This is a genomic window from Metasolibacillus meyeri (genome assembly GCF_003049505.1).
In the GTDB taxonomy this organism is placed as follows: domain Bacteria; phylum Bacillota; class Bacilli; order Bacillales_A; family Planococcaceae; genus Metasolibacillus; species Metasolibacillus meyeri.
The window spans coordinates 1-14,785 of the sequence record NZ_PYWN01000109.1 but is presented as its reverse complement, the minus strand read 5'-3'; the positions used below and the strand labels follow the sequence as shown (position 1 = coordinate 14,785).

Annotated in this window: 13 protein-coding genes; 5 read left to right on the top strand and 8 right to left on the bottom strand. The window is 37.0% G+C overall.

Annotation, left to right across the window (positions count from 1 at the left end):
• The first annotated feature begins 339 nt into the window (after positions 1 to 339).
• The gene (locus C9J34_RS15700) at positions 340 to 1,314 is read left to right on the top strand and encodes a dimethylarginine dimethylaminohydrolase family protein (protein ID WP_107841126.1); all 975 of its coding nucleotides are present in this window, start codon (positions 340 to 342) and stop codon (positions 1,312 to 1,314) included.
• Between the two features lie 70 nt (positions 1,315 to 1,384).
• Here the strand turns inward: C9J34_RS15700 and C9J34_RS15695 are convergent, their stop codons facing one another.
• Both C9J34_RS15695 and C9J34_RS15690 read right to left on the bottom strand, forming a co-directional pair.
• Positions 1,385 to 1,738, bottom strand: coding sequence for a DUF6198 family protein (locus tag C9J34_RS15695; protein ID WP_476638800.1), 354 nt, complete (start codon positions 1,736 to 1,738; stop codon positions 1,385 to 1,387).
• Positions 1,739 to 1,740: 2 nt separating this feature from the next.
• On the bottom strand, positions 1,741 to 2,202 hold the full coding sequence (locus tag C9J34_RS15690) for a TetR family transcriptional regulator (protein ID WP_107841127.1): 462 nt from the start codon (positions 2,200 to 2,202) through the stop codon (positions 1,741 to 1,743).
• A 221-nt stretch (positions 2,203 to 2,423) separates the two neighbouring features.
• Between C9J34_RS15690 and C9J34_RS15685 the strand changes: the two genes are divergently transcribed.
• On the top strand, positions 2,424 to 3,341 hold the full coding sequence (locus tag C9J34_RS15685; protein WP_107841124.1) for an alpha/beta hydrolase: 918 nt from the start codon (positions 2,424 to 2,426) through the stop codon (positions 3,339 to 3,341).
• Between the two features lie 65 nt (positions 3,342 to 3,406).
• Here the strand turns inward: C9J34_RS15685 and pyrF are convergent, their stop codons facing one another.
• From pyrF to C9J34_RS15670, 3 genes are all read right to left on the bottom strand, one after another.
• Positions 3,407 to 4,351 (bottom strand): orotidine-5'-phosphate decarboxylase, encoded by a 945-nt coding sequence (gene pyrF / locus C9J34_RS15680; RefSeq protein ID WP_107841123.1) that lies wholly within the window; start codon positions 4,349 to 4,351, stop codon positions 3,407 to 3,409.
• 117 nt (positions 4,352 to 4,468) lie between these two features.
• Positions 4,469 to 5,065, bottom strand: coding sequence for a response regulator (locus C9J34_RS15675; RefSeq protein WP_107841122.1), 597 nt, complete (start codon positions 5,063 to 5,065; stop codon positions 4,469 to 4,471).
• A complete protein-coding gene (locus C9J34_RS15670) occupies positions 5,066 to 7,081 on the bottom strand; it encodes a sensor histidine kinase (protein WP_107841121.1) in 2,016 nt (671 codons plus the stop codon). It lies immediately after the preceding gene.
• A 291-nt stretch (positions 7,082 to 7,372) separates the two neighbouring features.
• Here C9J34_RS15670 and C9J34_RS15665 point away from each other — a divergent pair, with 291 nt between their 5' ends.
• Positions 7,373 to 7,741 (top strand): hypothetical protein, encoded by a 369-nt coding sequence (locus C9J34_RS15665; RefSeq protein ID WP_107841120.1) that lies wholly within the window; start codon positions 7,373 to 7,375, stop codon positions 7,739 to 7,741.
• 393 nt (positions 7,742 to 8,134) lie between these two features.
• Here the strand turns inward: C9J34_RS15665 and C9J34_RS15660 are convergent, their stop codons facing one another.
• Entirely contained in the window at positions 8,135 to 9,355 is a 1,221-nt protein-coding gene (locus C9J34_RS15660) for an RtcB family protein (RefSeq protein ID WP_107841119.1), read from the bottom strand.
• A 119-nt stretch (positions 9,356 to 9,474) separates the two neighbouring features.
• Between C9J34_RS15660 and C9J34_RS15655 the strand changes: the two genes are divergently transcribed.
• Both C9J34_RS15655 and C9J34_RS15650 read left to right on the top strand, forming a co-directional pair.
• Positions 9,475 to 10,044 (top strand): sigma-70 family RNA polymerase sigma factor, encoded by a 570-nt coding sequence (locus C9J34_RS15655; protein ID WP_107841118.1) that lies wholly within the window; start codon positions 9,475 to 9,477, stop codon positions 10,042 to 10,044.
• Positions 10,028 to 11,218, top strand: coding sequence for a DUF4179 domain-containing protein (locus C9J34_RS15650; protein ID WP_107841117.1), 1,191 nt, complete (start codon positions 10,028 to 10,030; stop codon positions 11,216 to 11,218). Before C9J34_RS15655 ends, C9J34_RS15650 begins: the two co-directional genes overlap by 17 nt.
• A gap of 58 nt (positions 11,219 to 11,276) precedes the next feature.
• Here C9J34_RS15650 and C9J34_RS15645 read toward each other — a convergent pair whose 3' ends face one another.
• Both C9J34_RS15645 and C9J34_RS15640 read right to left on the bottom strand, forming a co-directional pair.
• Complete coding sequence (locus tag C9J34_RS15645) at positions 11,277 to 13,226, bottom strand: methyl-accepting chemotaxis protein (RefSeq protein WP_107841116.1); 1,950 nt, start codon at positions 13,224 to 13,226, stop codon at positions 11,277 to 11,279.
• A 461-nt stretch (positions 13,227 to 13,687) separates the two neighbouring features.
• On the bottom strand, positions 13,688 to 14,506 hold the full coding sequence (locus C9J34_RS15640; RefSeq protein WP_107841115.1) for a purine-nucleoside phosphorylase: 819 nt from the start codon (positions 14,504 to 14,506) through the stop codon (positions 13,688 to 13,690).
• Positions 14,507 to 14,785 lie beyond the last annotated feature (279 nt).

The following is a 14,785-nucleotide window of genomic DNA, read 5'->3' as shown; positions in this document are numbered from 1 at the left end:
ATTCATAGAAACTCCATTTCTCTTTTTAATTGTTAGCTCAATTGTAAATTTATTTTTTTCAATTAAAATTAATAAAGAATCTAAAGAATACCTCATTTTTACAAACAATCTTATTTTCGGGATAATTAGTCTAACAATATTATTGATTTATTAACCTGTAATAGTTCTGCATGATTATGCTATTTCTTAATAATGAAGCGAATTCTCTGAAGTTTTTTTCTCGTCAAAATCTAAGCTATCTCTCCAGCCACATAATAAAAATCCCGCTTGACTATATTGTAACTATATACCTTACGATAACTAGCGATATAACCGAAGGAATTAAGGAGGAAATAAGAGATGACTTCTATTTTTGTAAAAAGCGAATTTGCCCCGTTAAAAAGAGTAGTTTTAGCACAATCTGAATTTGCCTTTGCAGCAGTTAACAATGGAGTGGATGATGAATTTCTAACAGCGGAGAGCCTTGAATTATATAAAGGTGTAGATATCGATGGGAAAAACTACAAGGATATTTTTCCTGAAAGACAACAAGCATGGGAAGAGGAACGAGCGAATTTAAAGAAGGTTTTAGAAAAATATGGGGTAGAAGTACTTTTACCACGCATGCTAACAGATTATGAAAAAGAACTCGGTCTTGCGGATGGCTACAGCAACTTCTTTACTAGAGACCCTTTCTTTACAGTTGGCAATATGCTAATCGAAGGCTCACTGCGCTTCCCGCATCGTCGAAATGAGATACTACCCATGCGCAATATATTAGTAGAAGAGGCAAATAAGCATCGCTGCCTTTATGTTTCAACTCCAAAGCCCGACATTTCATTAGGTCACGATTCAGAGGAAGGACCATTTTTAGAAGGTGGCGATGTGCTAGTATTGGATAAAACAATTTATGTCGGCAACTCTGGTCTTGCTTCAAATAGCAATGGTGTGCAATGGCTAAAAAATTTAACGAATAATTTTGGCTATGAAGTAATCGAGGTACCTTTGCATCATACGATTTTGCATCTTGATTGCGCATTAAGCATCGTGCGTGAAGGCTTAATTATCGCTTGTGAGGAAGCATTTTTAAACGGTATTCCAGAACAATTTAAACATTGGGATAAAATCAATGTAACACTTGAACAAGCATCCCACCTTGCAACAAACGGTTTACCAATTAATGACCATGTTTATATTACAGACTACGAATTTGACTTTATCGGTGCTGCACTTGAAAAACGTGGTATAAAAGTTGAGTATATCGACTTTAAAATTTCAAGAAGTTTCGGTGGCTCCTTCCGCTGTAGCACACAGCCACTTTTACGCAATGAATAAAGTAAAAATACACGCCCTTCTAAATGAAGAGTGTGTATTTTTTAATTTTTCAGAAAATAATAGCTACACTTTAATTTTTAACTGCTTGTGTCATTAATCCTGTTTTTCTTTCCATATTTTTTCTAGCAATAAATGAATATAACTTAATATATTGTCCTACTAAAATGGCATTAATAATTGTACCTTCACGAATAAATGGTACTTCTCCTAAGAAGCTTAGGCCAACTAATACAGATGTCAGTAATAACGCACAGTCAAATACTGTTTTCACATTCCCCCATTTGAAATTCGTTCGCTTTACAACTTGATTGACGAATAAATCAACTGGAATTAATACTAAGTTTACTTGAATCATTAAAAATAAACCGTATGCTAACGCTGAATCTAATACTTTTATAGTATAATTATTTCTGCAAAAAAACACATTCAAAGATGCATTTTCATCAATTCTCCCACACGTGTCGCAACGCTGTCTACATCCGCATTAAACTCCTCCAATATATACGATTCCAACACGCCCATAACAGCCGTTGCTAAAAATTTCACAATAATTTGCTGTTCCACATTCTGGGCATGTAGCTTTTTTTCCACTTCAATCATCATAAATATCAATAATTTATCTTGAAATGACCTTGTACTATGAATGCTAAACAATGCTGCAAAAAGTGGTTTATGCTGTTCAAAATAGCGAAACCATATGACTGTGCCTTCTACTAATCCCTTCTCTTGCTTCTGATCGCATATTTCTCTTAACCGTGCTAAATGCTCATCAATAATTTTATCTAGCAAATCATATTTGTCTAAATAGTGTAGGTAAAAGGTTTTCCGTCCGATATTGGCTTCTTCTGCAATTTGTTTAACTGTAATCGCATCAAAGCCCTCCTCCATCAATAAGTTTAAAAATGTATCTTGAATCGCCTTTTGCGATTTGATAATTCTTCTATCCACCAAACTTCCCCCTTAAATAATACACACATTCATACATATGCGTATTAACACTCATACGTTTAAATGTGGTCATTGAAGCAATATGCTAAATATTTTAAGATAATTATACACGTGAGTATTAAATTACTCAAGTGTATATAAAAACAAAGGTGGTTTTAACATTGACAGTAACGAACAAAAATATTAAGTTCAATGCAAATGGCATACAAGTTGCAGGTATTTTAAACGTACCTAAAAACGCAGAAAAAAATAAATCACTTCCCGCTATTGTTTGTGTACACCCAGGAAGTAGCTGTAAAGACCAAACGGCTGGCATTTATGGGGCAAAGCTTGCTGAATTAGGCTATGTAACACTTGCTTTCGATGCTTCTTATCAAGGTGAAAGTGGTGGGGAGCCTCGTTATACTGAAAGCCCTGCGGCACGTGTTGAAGATATTTCTTACGCTGTTGATTATTTAACGACATTAGATTTTGTAGATGAAGAACGTATCGGTGTATTAGGTGTATGTGCTGGAGGTGGCTACGCGGCAAATGCTGCTATGACAGAGCGCCGTATTAAAGCTGTCGGGACAGTTGTAGGTGCAAATATCGGCCGTATTAATCGCCAAGGTGACCCTATTCAAGTATTAGAAACAATTGCTAAGCAACGTACAGCTGAGGCTCGCGGTGCAGAATCCATGATTACAAATTGGATTCCACGTAATCAAGAGGAATGTGCACAAGCAGGTATTAAAGATATTGACATTGTACAAGCTGTCGAATACTACACAACATCACGTGGTCAAAGTTCAAACTCGCCTAACAAATTAAAGTTCACAAGTATGGCAAAAGTAATCGGCTTTGATGCCTTCCATTTAGCTGATATATTACTTACACAGCCATTACAAATTATTGTTGGCGACATACAAGGCGCATTCGGTTCATATCAAGATGGACATGAGCTTTACAATAAAGCTGCATCAACTAATAAAGATTTATTTATCGTAGAAGGAGCATCACACTACGATTTATACGACCAGCCAGAACCTGTGACAAAGGCTGTTGAGAAACTGCATGCTTTCTATACAAAAAATCTATAATTTTCAAAAGCCCAAGCAATCGTGAAATTGTTTGGGCTTACTTTGGCTCTTTATCTAACTTCAAATCACCACTGCAAGTTATTTACTTCACTTAATGCTGTGTTAATATCTTCATTCATCGCTGCTACAGCATTGCTGACATAATACATTACACTATCTCGATTGACTTCATCTGCTTGCTCATATGCATAAATAATACTACGAGATGCGCTAATTAAAGCACCTAGGCCATCCTCATTAAATGCATTTACAATATCTTTTCCTTTTGCCCCCTGCGTCCCATAGCCTGGTACAAGGAATAAAGAATTCGGCATTAATTTTCTATATTTTGCTTGCGCCTCTGGATAAGTTGCCCCAACAACCGCACCTACAGGTGAATAAGCTGAGTCTCCTAATGTTTGTTGCGCATAGTCATTCACCATTTCTGCCACTTTTTCAGCTACCTCTCGTCCATTGGCAACTAATTCTTGAATATCTCCAGACCTAGGATTACTTGTCTTCACTAAAATAAATAGCCCTGCATGACTTTGAGTAGCTGAATCGATAAACGGTTGCAAGCTATCATCACCTAAATATGGATTAATCGTTAATGAATCGACACGAATCTGCTCTTTCCACTCATTATGTAATTCATCGAAAAAGGATGTAGCATATGCAGTCGCCGTTGAATCGATATCTCCTCGTTTCGCATCTGCAATAACAAGCAAACCTTTTTCTTGCGCATAAGTTACTGTGTTCCAAAATGCCTTGATTCCTGCTGCCCCATACACTTCATAATAAGCAAGCTGCGGTTTGACAATGGCTACCTTATCACATACCGCATCTATAATCATTTTATTAAATTCATAAAATGCATAGCCTGCACCGTTCGGATTTTTCCCATATTGCAATTCTGCCTCTTTCAAAATAAAGCTAGGAATACGATTGATGACAGGGTCAAGCCCTACAACCGCATGCGATTTTTTCAATTTGACTTGCTCACACACTCTATCCGCAAAAGTTTTGGTCATCGTTTTATCTCCTTTTTCATAGAAATTCGCTTGCTTCTCACTTTCTAAGTATAGTATTGTTCCTTGATAAAAAACCACACGAAATCAAAAAGTTCGATTCCATGTGGCTTGCTAAATTCACCTTTTCGCACTCACTAACCCTTGCTCAATTCCCGTAACCGCAGCGCCTAATCGTGTATCAACATGAAGTTTTCGCAAAATAGAAGATATATGATTTTCTACTGTTCGTTTACTCATAGCGAGCTCTTTACTAATCATCTCGTTTGTTTGATCCCATGCGACAAGCTGTAACACTTCTCGCTCTTTAGGTGTTAATAAGCTTGCTTCAAAATACGGGAAATGCGTCGCCCCTTCATAGACCGCCTTCACAATAGTGAGCAATTCCTCATTTGATTGCTCCTTTTTCACAAAGCCTCTCGCCCCTGCATTTTGTGCTGCATGAATATAGGCATCGTCATCATAGCCAGATAATATAATGATTTTCATGTCAGGTAGCTGCTGCAAAATTTCTTTCGTTAATGTTAAACCATTATGTGATTTTAAACGAATATCCATCAAAATAATATCAGGCTTTAAACGCTGTACTTCTTCTAAAAGCGAAGAAGGATCTGCAATCGCTGCAACAACCTGAATATTTGGTTCTGTCTCTACTATCGTTTTCAAACTTTCTAGTAAAAGCACATGATCATCTACTAGCAATACATTCATACCCATCTATTTCACTTCCTTTACTGGTAGTTCAATCTTAATTGTTGTACCTTCTCCAAGCTGTGATGTAATCGTGAAAGTCCCCTGCAATTGTTCCACTTTCTTCTGAATTGTTACTAACCCAAAATGCTGCTCTGCATACAGCATCATATTATTAGGCACATCAAAGCCACAGCCATTATCTTCAACCGTTATGTGCAATTTACTGTTATGCTCAGAAAGAGTCAGCATCACATCTTCAGCCTCCGCGTGTTTAATACTATTTGTTAGCAACTCTTTCAATATACGAAATACTTGCATCGCCAATAATAAAGAAATTTGGTCATCCTCTATCTCATAATTAATATGTACATTGATACCATGTTGTCCTTCCACTTTTGCCTGTAGGGATTGTAAGCTTAACGCAAGCCCAATCTCCTCCACCATAATTGGATATAAATCGTTGCACATCGCACGTATAGCACCAATCATTTGGTGCAATGTTTGCTCTGTATGTTCATAATGGTGTGCGCGTACATTTCGCAAAGCAAATAATAAATCTTGTAGTACTTCATCATGTAGAAAAATCGACAAATGTTTTCGTTCATCCTCTAAAGCCTGCAATAACTGATATTGATAGCTTGTTTGCTGGGATTCATAGACAGCTTTGTCCATTTTCCTTATAACTTGTGCCTGTAAAAATAATTCCTTTGCCTCCATATGAATTTTATTTAACAAAATTAGCTCTTCATTGTCCCATCTTGTAAAGTTCAATTTCTGCCCAATGACAATCATCCCTACGATGTTTACACTATCTGTCAAAGGCAAGGTGTAATACGGTGCTTGCTTTAGTATTTCATGATGACTTTGCTGCCGCTTCAATAAACGATGGATATCCTGCTGTGCTAGTTGTGAATGTTGAAATACACCTGAATCGTACAAAACAGTTAGTGCTGGCTGTGACCAAATAACAGCAGCCCCCTCAATTTCAAGTATTTTATGAATTAACTGTACGACTCGCTCCGCATAAATCGTTAAAAAGGTGCTTGTATCTAGCTGCTTCAAAATTTGCTGTTTTTCCTGTTGAATAGCTCGTAGCTTTTTTTCAACATAGCGATTTTCTATATATTTCATTGCTTGATAAAGTAAAACAAACACGCCCCCACCAATCAAAAAGCCTACGATATAGACAGAGGGGAGGGAAAAAAACTGCGCTATAATCAATAAAGTGAGTACAAATGCTGCTAACACTGGGGTCGCTTGCTTCAATACCAATTTAAAATCTACTATTTCCTGCTTTGTTAATAAATATGCTAAGGAAATCGGAAAAAGCCCCATAGGTATAACAAAAAATGCAAATGGCATTGTCGGATAGTTGAAAATAGCTGCTTGTATTAAATTAAATAAAATAGGTGCAAAGGATAACAATAAACTAACGAATAAAACGAGAAGCTGATTTTGTAGCCATTTCAATTGCGAAAACCATTTCTCTCCAATATAGTAACCACATATAATCACCGCTAGTAGAACATTAATAATTAATGCAAAACGTACAAAATAAGGACTCCAAAAGATTTCCTCTCGAAATACATCTACAACCACAATGGATATTGCCACAGATAAAGCGATATATTGATGTCCTCGCAAAAGCTTCGTCGAATTGGGCACTGGAAAATATTCTATAAAACGAACTAAAAAATATGGCACTAGCCCTAACGTAATTGCTTCTATTCTTGCTGGAATAAATAAATCATGGGCAGATGCCTTTGCATAGGTAATAGCTAATCCTACTGCGCACATTAAGTGAAAAAATCGCTGGATAACTACAGCTTGCGGCTTCTTCATATACGCATAAAAGCCTGTAATTAAAAATAAAAATCCTACAAAATCCGTTGCATGGTTATATAAAAATAATGCTACGTTATTAATAGCTGGAAGAGCGTGAAATTGTCTATCCCATGAATTAAATGCAATGCCTTCCACCAAAGCAAAGAGCCATAAACTAAATATAATAACTAATAAACTAATACGCTGATATAACATGAATGACCTCTAATCTAACATCTGTATTAATTAGTAAAATATAGATTTAATGAAAGAATGTCAATAGGTATATCACACAACAAAAATGCGTGATATACCTATATATTTTAAAATAAATCCTTGTTATGCTATAAGAAATATTAAGGATTTATGTTCAAACAAGACTAACTTATATGAAGGTGTCGGAGAAGCAAGCGAATACTTGCATTTCCCGACACCTGTCCTCATTTTATGGGGTATAAATTTTTACCATAAATGTATTTAACACGAATACAGAAAGGGGATTTTAGTATGTATGAAACTAGAACAGTAGAAATTCAATTCGAAGATCAGTGCATTATTAATCAAAATCAAGCAGCCTTCCAAATAAACGAAATTTTATATGTTGAAGTGAAAAAATACGTTTTATTAGTGCACAATATGAGTACTTATGAATTGAAAACACATATAAAATTATTGATGAATTCCAAAAGAAAAAATATTGAAAACATATTCATCCCTGCAAATGCTCAAATTATTTTGCCATTAGGCTTAACTGAAATAGACGAAATAGACAGCATGCGCGTGACACTCACTGGAGAAGTATTACAAGAGCAAGAAGACTATTATCCAATTAGAATCGCTGATTTCCCTAAACAAATCCCTCTAAATATTCACTGATTTTTAATAAAGATACTTGCTTACATTTAAAAACCCTAGGCTTAGAACTGTCAGAGGCTATAGGCTTTCTGACAGCTTTAAGCTTATTTACTTTGAAGAGAAGCTTTTCAGGCGCGTTTGAAAAGCTTTAGACGTAATTAATAATGCCCGGTTACTCTAATTGAAGAAAAAGCCGTCCACCATATAAATATATAGCCGACTACAACAAAAATTGCCCACTTCCTCCCCTACTGCAGGGTACTAGCTAAATGCTATTAATTTAATGTAACAACTGGAAACGTTAGAGCGAAAAATAGCGCTATTATCGACATTCTTCTCTCCTTAATACTAGATATTGCTGCGGCAATTGTAGCATAATCCACAACCAGTTTGAGGGCATGTTCGAATATATCTTTATGGTCTCCTCATGTAAGGTCGCTGCTCCTCACTCGCTTTAAAATTATAAACAGGCTTAATCGCTTTGATAATATCGACTGTTTCACCAATAACGGATGTAATTTCCTCCATTGGCTTATACGCCATTGGTGCTTCATCCAGTGTGTCCTCCGTTACGGATGTCGTCCAAATCCCTTGCATCGTTTCTTTGAAATCGATCATATTTAACTCTTTTTTCGCTGTGCGACGCGAATAAACTCGCCCTGCTCCATGGGGTGCTGAATAATTCCATTCCGCATTGCCTTTTCCGATACAGATGAGTGAGCCATCACGCATATTCATAGGGATAACAAGCTTTTCCCCCTTATTTGCACGCACAGCTCCTTTACGCAATGTCATCGTATCAGTATCAATATAATTATGAATCGTATCGAATGTATCTGTATATGCCCAGCCCATATGCTGTGCAATCGTTTCGGCAATCGTCCAGCGATTAATGACAGCATAGCGCTGGGCAATTTTCATATCGTGAATATAATCATGGAAATACTGTCCCTCTAAATAAGCTAAATCCTTTGGAATCACAGGATTTTGCGTTTTATAAGCCTCGATAGCACCTTGAATTTCCTGCTCGCGTCCCTCTGCTTTAAGCTCTCCAATCATCGCTGTAACATCCTGATGACGCATTGTCTCAAAAGCTCTCTTTTGATGCCAGTTTGCCACCTTTGCCCCAACATAGCGAGAACCTGTATGAATTAATAAATAATATTTCCCTTCATCATCTTTTGCGAGTTCTATAAAATGATTGCCTCCCCCTAACGTACCGAGCGATAAATTCGTATAGTCATCTTTCATGCCTGCCGCAATAAAGTTTTCGCGTTCAAATTCCTCAAATTGACGTGCAGGTGATAACTCTGCATGCAAGTCTTGACCACTTGGTACATATGTCCGAATCGTCGTATCTAATTTCGCATAATCGATATCGGACGTATCTACCTGTGCTACAAAAACACCACAACCTACGTCGACACCGACAAGATTCGGCACGACACGCTCCTGCAATTGAATCGTCGTTCCAATAACACAGCCCTTACCAGCATGATAATCAGGCATAATGCGAATTTTTGTCCCTTCCATAAAAGCTTGATCTGTTAGCTCTTGTATTTGCTCAATCGCAGCTTGCTGTGCTGTATTCGTATATATTTTTGCATTTGTAAAACGCCCATTTACTTCAATCAACGTTCCCACTCCTTATGGTATATTTTGTTCTATATTACAATTATTTTAGAAATTTTGCGAAAAAATGAGCTAGCTACTCGTTCTATATAGTAAAAGCATCTTACGAGAAAGGAGAAACTATGAGAATCCATGAGCAGAATTTTATTAAACATTTACAAGCAGGTAAGGAAGAGGCACTCGATTATGTGATTGACCACTATTTACCGAGGTTAAAGGGCGTTGTCTGTAAAACATTAGGTTCTATCCAGCAGCAAGAAATGATTGGTGAATGTCTCAATGATATTTTGCTCGCTATTTGGAAAAACGCTAAAAAATTCAAAGGTGATGCAACGGCATTCGAAAAATGGATATGTGTCATTGCCAAATACAAAGCGATTGACTACTACCGCACAGTAACTGCTAAAAATGAAAGCGACATTAGTACGCTAGAATATAGCCTCGCAGATCAATCACAAGATTTTGCTCAGGCGTTCGAAAGCGAGCAGCAAATATTGGACATGTTACGTGAACTAGATTCTCTCGACCAAAAATTATTCATAATGCGTTATTTACTCGGCTTTAAAACAGAGGAAATTGCCGAACAACTACAGATGACAAAATCGGCTATCGACAATCGTATTTATCGCGGAAAAAAGAAAATAAAACAACAAATAAGTAAAGGAGGCGTTTTAAATGAAGGACATATATAAAATCTTTAATGAGGTTGATATAGATGTCGAGCAATTTGAAGAAATGGAAGTAACCGCATTTGATAAAAAGCTACTGAAAAAACAGGTAAAAAGCAAAATAACCAAAGCAAAGAAATCGAGAAGTGGGTTTGCCGCTCTTGCACTAGCAGCCGTCTTTGTAGCAAGCACCTTTATCGGTTTGTCTTTTACGTCAATGGGGGAAAATATACCGTTTGTTCGTGGTTTTCTAAACAAGCTCTGGAATCCTGAACAAGTACTTCCAAATATAACGATGGATACACCAGCTTTAAATTTAATTGTAGAAGATCAAGGTATTAAAATTACATTAAAAAGTAGCTTTTATGATGGAACAATGGCGTATATTTCATACGAGTTAGAGAGCGATAGAGATTTAGGAGATGAGCCTCGTCTTTCAGGCCCAGAGCATATCCCGGGCAGTTCACCTGACGTCGATAAATCATTTCTTGTAGGGAATGGCATAATCCATAAAATGGAAAACTATCGTTATGAAGGAACGCTCTATATGAAATGGCATATAGAAAACTACGTTGAGGTTATGAGCGAGTTATTAGAACCGCCTGAAAGTGGTATATTACCTATTGAAAATCAAGAATTTATTGTAAATATCGCAACAATTCACCCCGATCCATCATTGAATCAAAAAGCTATTGATGGCAATTGGCGCTTTACATTTGAAGCAATTGCCGAAAATAATTATCAGCAAGTTATCAATTTACAAACGAAAAATGAAGATATTGATGTCAATTTACAAAAAATCATTTACACACCAGCCTCCATCAATATTTACTATAATTATACTATATCTGATCAATTGAATAAACAATGGGACTGGTATAATGCGGATATTAAAGTAGAAGATAATTTAGGAAATGAATATAAACAAGGCTATCATGCCGGTGGTGGTCATCCTTTCAAAGCATATCGACGAGAAAAGCCTAATTGGTATATGTTAAACAGAGGCTTCACCATCTTAGAGAGGCTTCACCCACAAGCTACAACTTTAACAATTACACCCTTCATTCGACTATCTGATGCAGATGAACACGATGCACTAGGTCGACCAAAAGCACGCTATATGAACAGTACCGCTCCATTAGAAATAGTCGAGCTTGACCCTATCGTCGTTGAAGTTGAACGCCCTACCAAGGAATAGGTAAAATGCGAGAAATCAATCATGAACAACATTGATTTCTCGCATTTCTTTATTGCTATCAGTATTTAAACTTCTCCATATAACCGCGCAGCTCGTCTGACATTTCTTGTAATGTGTGAGCTGCCGCTGCCATTTCATGCATTGATGCTAATGTTTGCTCTGTCGATGCAGCAACTTCCTCTGACGCTGCAGCATTTGACTTCGCATGGTCTGATAGCTCTAATGCAGTCGCTGACACTTCTTCTACAACTGCGGAAATTTCCTCAGAAGCAGCGGAAATACCCTCGATTTTTGGCGCGATTTCCTGCAAGCTTTCCACAATACTTGCAAACTTCTCACTGGCCTGTGCGGTTAACTGTATGCCCTCTTGTACATCTGCTGTCGCCTTATCCATCGACTGTACAGATTGTGCTGTATCTTGCTGAATCGCCACTATTAATTCAGCAATCTGATTCGTTGACTGAAGTGATTGTTCTGCTAGCTTACGCACTTCATCTGCAACAACAGCGAAGCCTTTACCATGCTCACCTGCTCTTGCTGCTTCGATAGCAGCATTTAATGCGAGTAAATTTGTTTGATCTGAAATAGCTGTAATAATTTCTAAAATGGAGCCAATTTCCTTTGTGCGAGCATAAAGTGAATTAATTGTTTCATCTGATTGCACTACGGACGAATGAATGGACTGCATCTGTTGTACTGTTTGTTGTACAGCTTGCCCTCCTTCATCTGCCAACTGAATCGCATAGCCCGATAAATCAGACACTTGCATCGTGCTATCTGTTACCTCAACAATCCCTTTTGCCACTTCCTCAATGGAAATTGCATTTTCCTCAATGCCCGTTGTCTGCCGTTCTGTGCTACTTGCCACTTCCTGCATCGCTTGTGCTACTTGCTCAGAAGCTGCTATATTTTGCTCTGTATTCGCAGCTAAATTTTGCGCAGAACTTTGTACTTGCTGGACACTTTGCTCTAATTGCTGTAATAATTTCTTTAAGCTAAGCTTCATTGATACGAAAGCCTCTGCAAGTTGTCCAATTTCATCCTTTGTATGAATATCAATAAACGTTGTTAAGTCCCCTTCACTGATTTTCAGAGCATTTGCTTGTAATTCTTTAATTGGAGAAACAATGGAACGAACCATTAATAGTACAAATCCCCCACCTATAATAATAGCAAGTGCCACAATGATAATAATCGTTGTTAATGTTTTAGCGGCTGATTCCTTTGCCTCTACAGTAAACATCGTACCAAGAACCTTCCAGCCTGTTAATTCATTTGTACTAAATAAAATGTAACGTTCCCTTTCTTTTACAATTCCCATATCTTGAGCATAAACATCTGTCACATAGCTTTCTGTGATCTCTGTACCACTTTCTCTATCCTTGTGTGCAATATAGAGCTGTTGGCTATCTAGTAAAGATACGTAGCCTGTTTCTCCTAATTTAATATCATTCACAATATCGTTGAGAACATCTATATTCAAATCCAACGCCATAACTCCTGAGTTATCAGTTAATGGCATCATAATTGAGACAACAACATTGTTTGTAGATTTTGAAACATACGGCGGTGATACAGATGCTTGTCCTTTATTCTCCATAGCTTGCTGATACCAGTCGCGCTTACGAGGATCATAATCACTATCATATTGATGAACAGGCTCATCAATCATCTTGCCATCTGCGGTACCGATATAAAGTAATTCAACTTCAGGATGTGTATTAATATATTCTTTCAATAGCGCTTTCAATTCATCACGTTGCTCTTGTCTTAAAGACACCGCATTAAATTTCTTAGCAAAATATTCAATATCATGGATTTTAGGCGTAAGCATACTTGTAATATTCGCATCAAGTATGCGAACACTTTCAGCCGCACTTGTTTGCCGCTCATGTAATATTTGATTTTTTGCACTTTCATAAGATACATAGCCAATTACTATCGATGGAATTAAAAGAATTAATAAAAACGAGAAAATAAGTTTTTTTCTAAGACTGACTCGCTTCATAGCACAGCCCTCCTATTCAATTTTATATGCTACATTATTGCATTTACTCAAGCTCTTTTATCCAAATTTATGAAAGGAGCCAAAGTCTGTAACATCTGCCGCACAGTGTTTGTTGCTCAGGTACATGACGTTTATAAACAGATTTCCTCGTCCTCATCAAGCGGCTTGAACACCCTTTGAATGAACGCTACCTATTCAGATAAGATTTCTACTGAATCAAGGTAATATGTATATCTTCGCCTACATTAAACAAAATTGAGGCCTTTCAAGCTATGAGAAAAGACCTTAAAACAAATCGTTAATAAACCCATTATAGTTTCACAGTAATTCATTAGCAATATACAAATATCAGAATTTTCTAAAATAAAAATGAACTTATTATGTCTACAGTGTATTTAGATATAATAAAAGAGCGAATTGCTAAATAAAACTGCAATTCGCTTGTATAAAGCATAACTATTTTATATTTTTCCCACTGTTTCTTTCACTAGCTGGATAAACTTCTCTTTTACTTGTGCTGCTACTTCAATTACTTCATCATGGCTTAAAGGCTGGTCTAAAATGCCACATGCCATATTTGTTAAGCATGAAATGCCCAATACTTGCATACCACTATGAACCGCAACTAACGCTTCAGGCACCGTAGACATACCTACAGCATCAGCACCTAATGTACGAATCATGCGAATTTCCGCTGGTGTTTCATAAGTAGGACCGCTCCACCAAGCATAAACGCCTTGTTGTAATGTCATGCCTTGTGCTTCTGCTACTTCCTGTGCAATATGACGTAATTCCTGATTGTACACTTGTGACACATCGGGGAAGCGTGTTCCTAGCTCATCGTTATTTGGCCCAATCAATGGATTTGTACCAACTAAATTAATATGGTCTGTAATTAACATTAAATCGCCAGGCTTAAAGCTTGTATTCACAGCGCCACAAGCATTTGTAATTAACAAATTGTTAACACCTAATGCCTTCATTACACGTACAGGGAATGTCACTTCGTCTAAAGTGAAGCCTTCGTAATAGTGGAAGCGCCCCTTCATTGCAACAACTGTTTTTCCTTTTAGTTGTCCAATAACTAACTCATTCGCATGACCAATCGCACCAGATTTAGCAAAATGCGGAATTTCATTGTATGGAATTGTTACTGCATTTTCGATTTCATCTGCAAGTGGTCCTAAACCCGAGCCTAAAATCATACCGATTGTTGGCTGTCCGGTAATTTTATCCATAATAAATTGTTTTGCTGCTAAAATATCCTCTGTTTTATGCATTAAAATCCCTCCTTCTTTTAGTTTAATGCGCCAAAGCTGGATTGTAAAATGAAGCTATTACTTTTCCCCCACAGTAACCGTAAGCGCATCGTTAGCACATGTTTTCCTCGTTGCGAAAGCTCAACGTCAACAACCGCACGCCCTGTGCATCAAAAAGCTCACTAGTTGACGTTTCACTTTATATCATTTTTAGTATGCCAATAAATTTTTGAAACTTTTTCTTTATTTATTCGGTATAATAGGTAATGACATACATATTTTATTTTGGAGGTACATTAT

Bases quoted from the DNA above. Each gene is read 5' to 3' on its own strand.
- C9J34_RS15690 (WP_107841127.1), bottom strand. From the start codon at position 2,202: ATGGAGGAGGGCTTTGATGCGATTACAGTTAAACAAATTGCAGAAGAA.
- pyrF (WP_107841123.1), bottom strand. From the start codon at position 4,351: ATGACCAAAACTTTTGCGGATAGAGTGTGTGAGCAAGTCAAATTGAAA.
- C9J34_RS15645 (WP_107841116.1), bottom strand. From the start codon at position 13,226: ATGAAGCGAGTCAGTCTTAGAAAAAAACTTATTTTCTCGTTTTTATTA.
- C9J34_RS15665 (WP_107841120.1), top strand. From the start codon at position 7,373: ATGTATGAAACTAGAACAGTAGAAATTCAATTCGAAGATCAGTGCATT.
- C9J34_RS15675 (WP_107841122.1), bottom strand. From the start codon at position 5,065: ATGGGTATGAATGTATTGCTAGTAGATGATCATGTGCTTTTACTAGAA.
- C9J34_RS15700 (WP_107841126.1), top strand. From the start codon at position 340: ATGACTTCTATTTTTGTAAAAAGCGAATTTGCCCCGTTAAAAAGAGTA.
- C9J34_RS15670 (WP_107841121.1), bottom strand. From the start codon at position 7,081: ATGTTATATCAGCGTATTAGTTTATTAGTTATTATATTTAGTTTATGG.
- C9J34_RS15650 (WP_107841117.1), top strand. From the start codon at position 10,028: ATGAAGGACATATATAAAATCTTTAATGAGGTTGATATAGATGTCGAG.
- C9J34_RS15655 (WP_107841118.1), top strand. From the start codon at position 9,475: ATGAGAATCCATGAGCAGAATTTTATTAAACATTTACAAGCAGGTAAG.
- C9J34_RS15640 (WP_107841115.1), bottom strand. From the start codon at position 14,506: ATGCATAAAACAGAGGATATTTTAGCAGCAAAACAATTTATTATGGAT.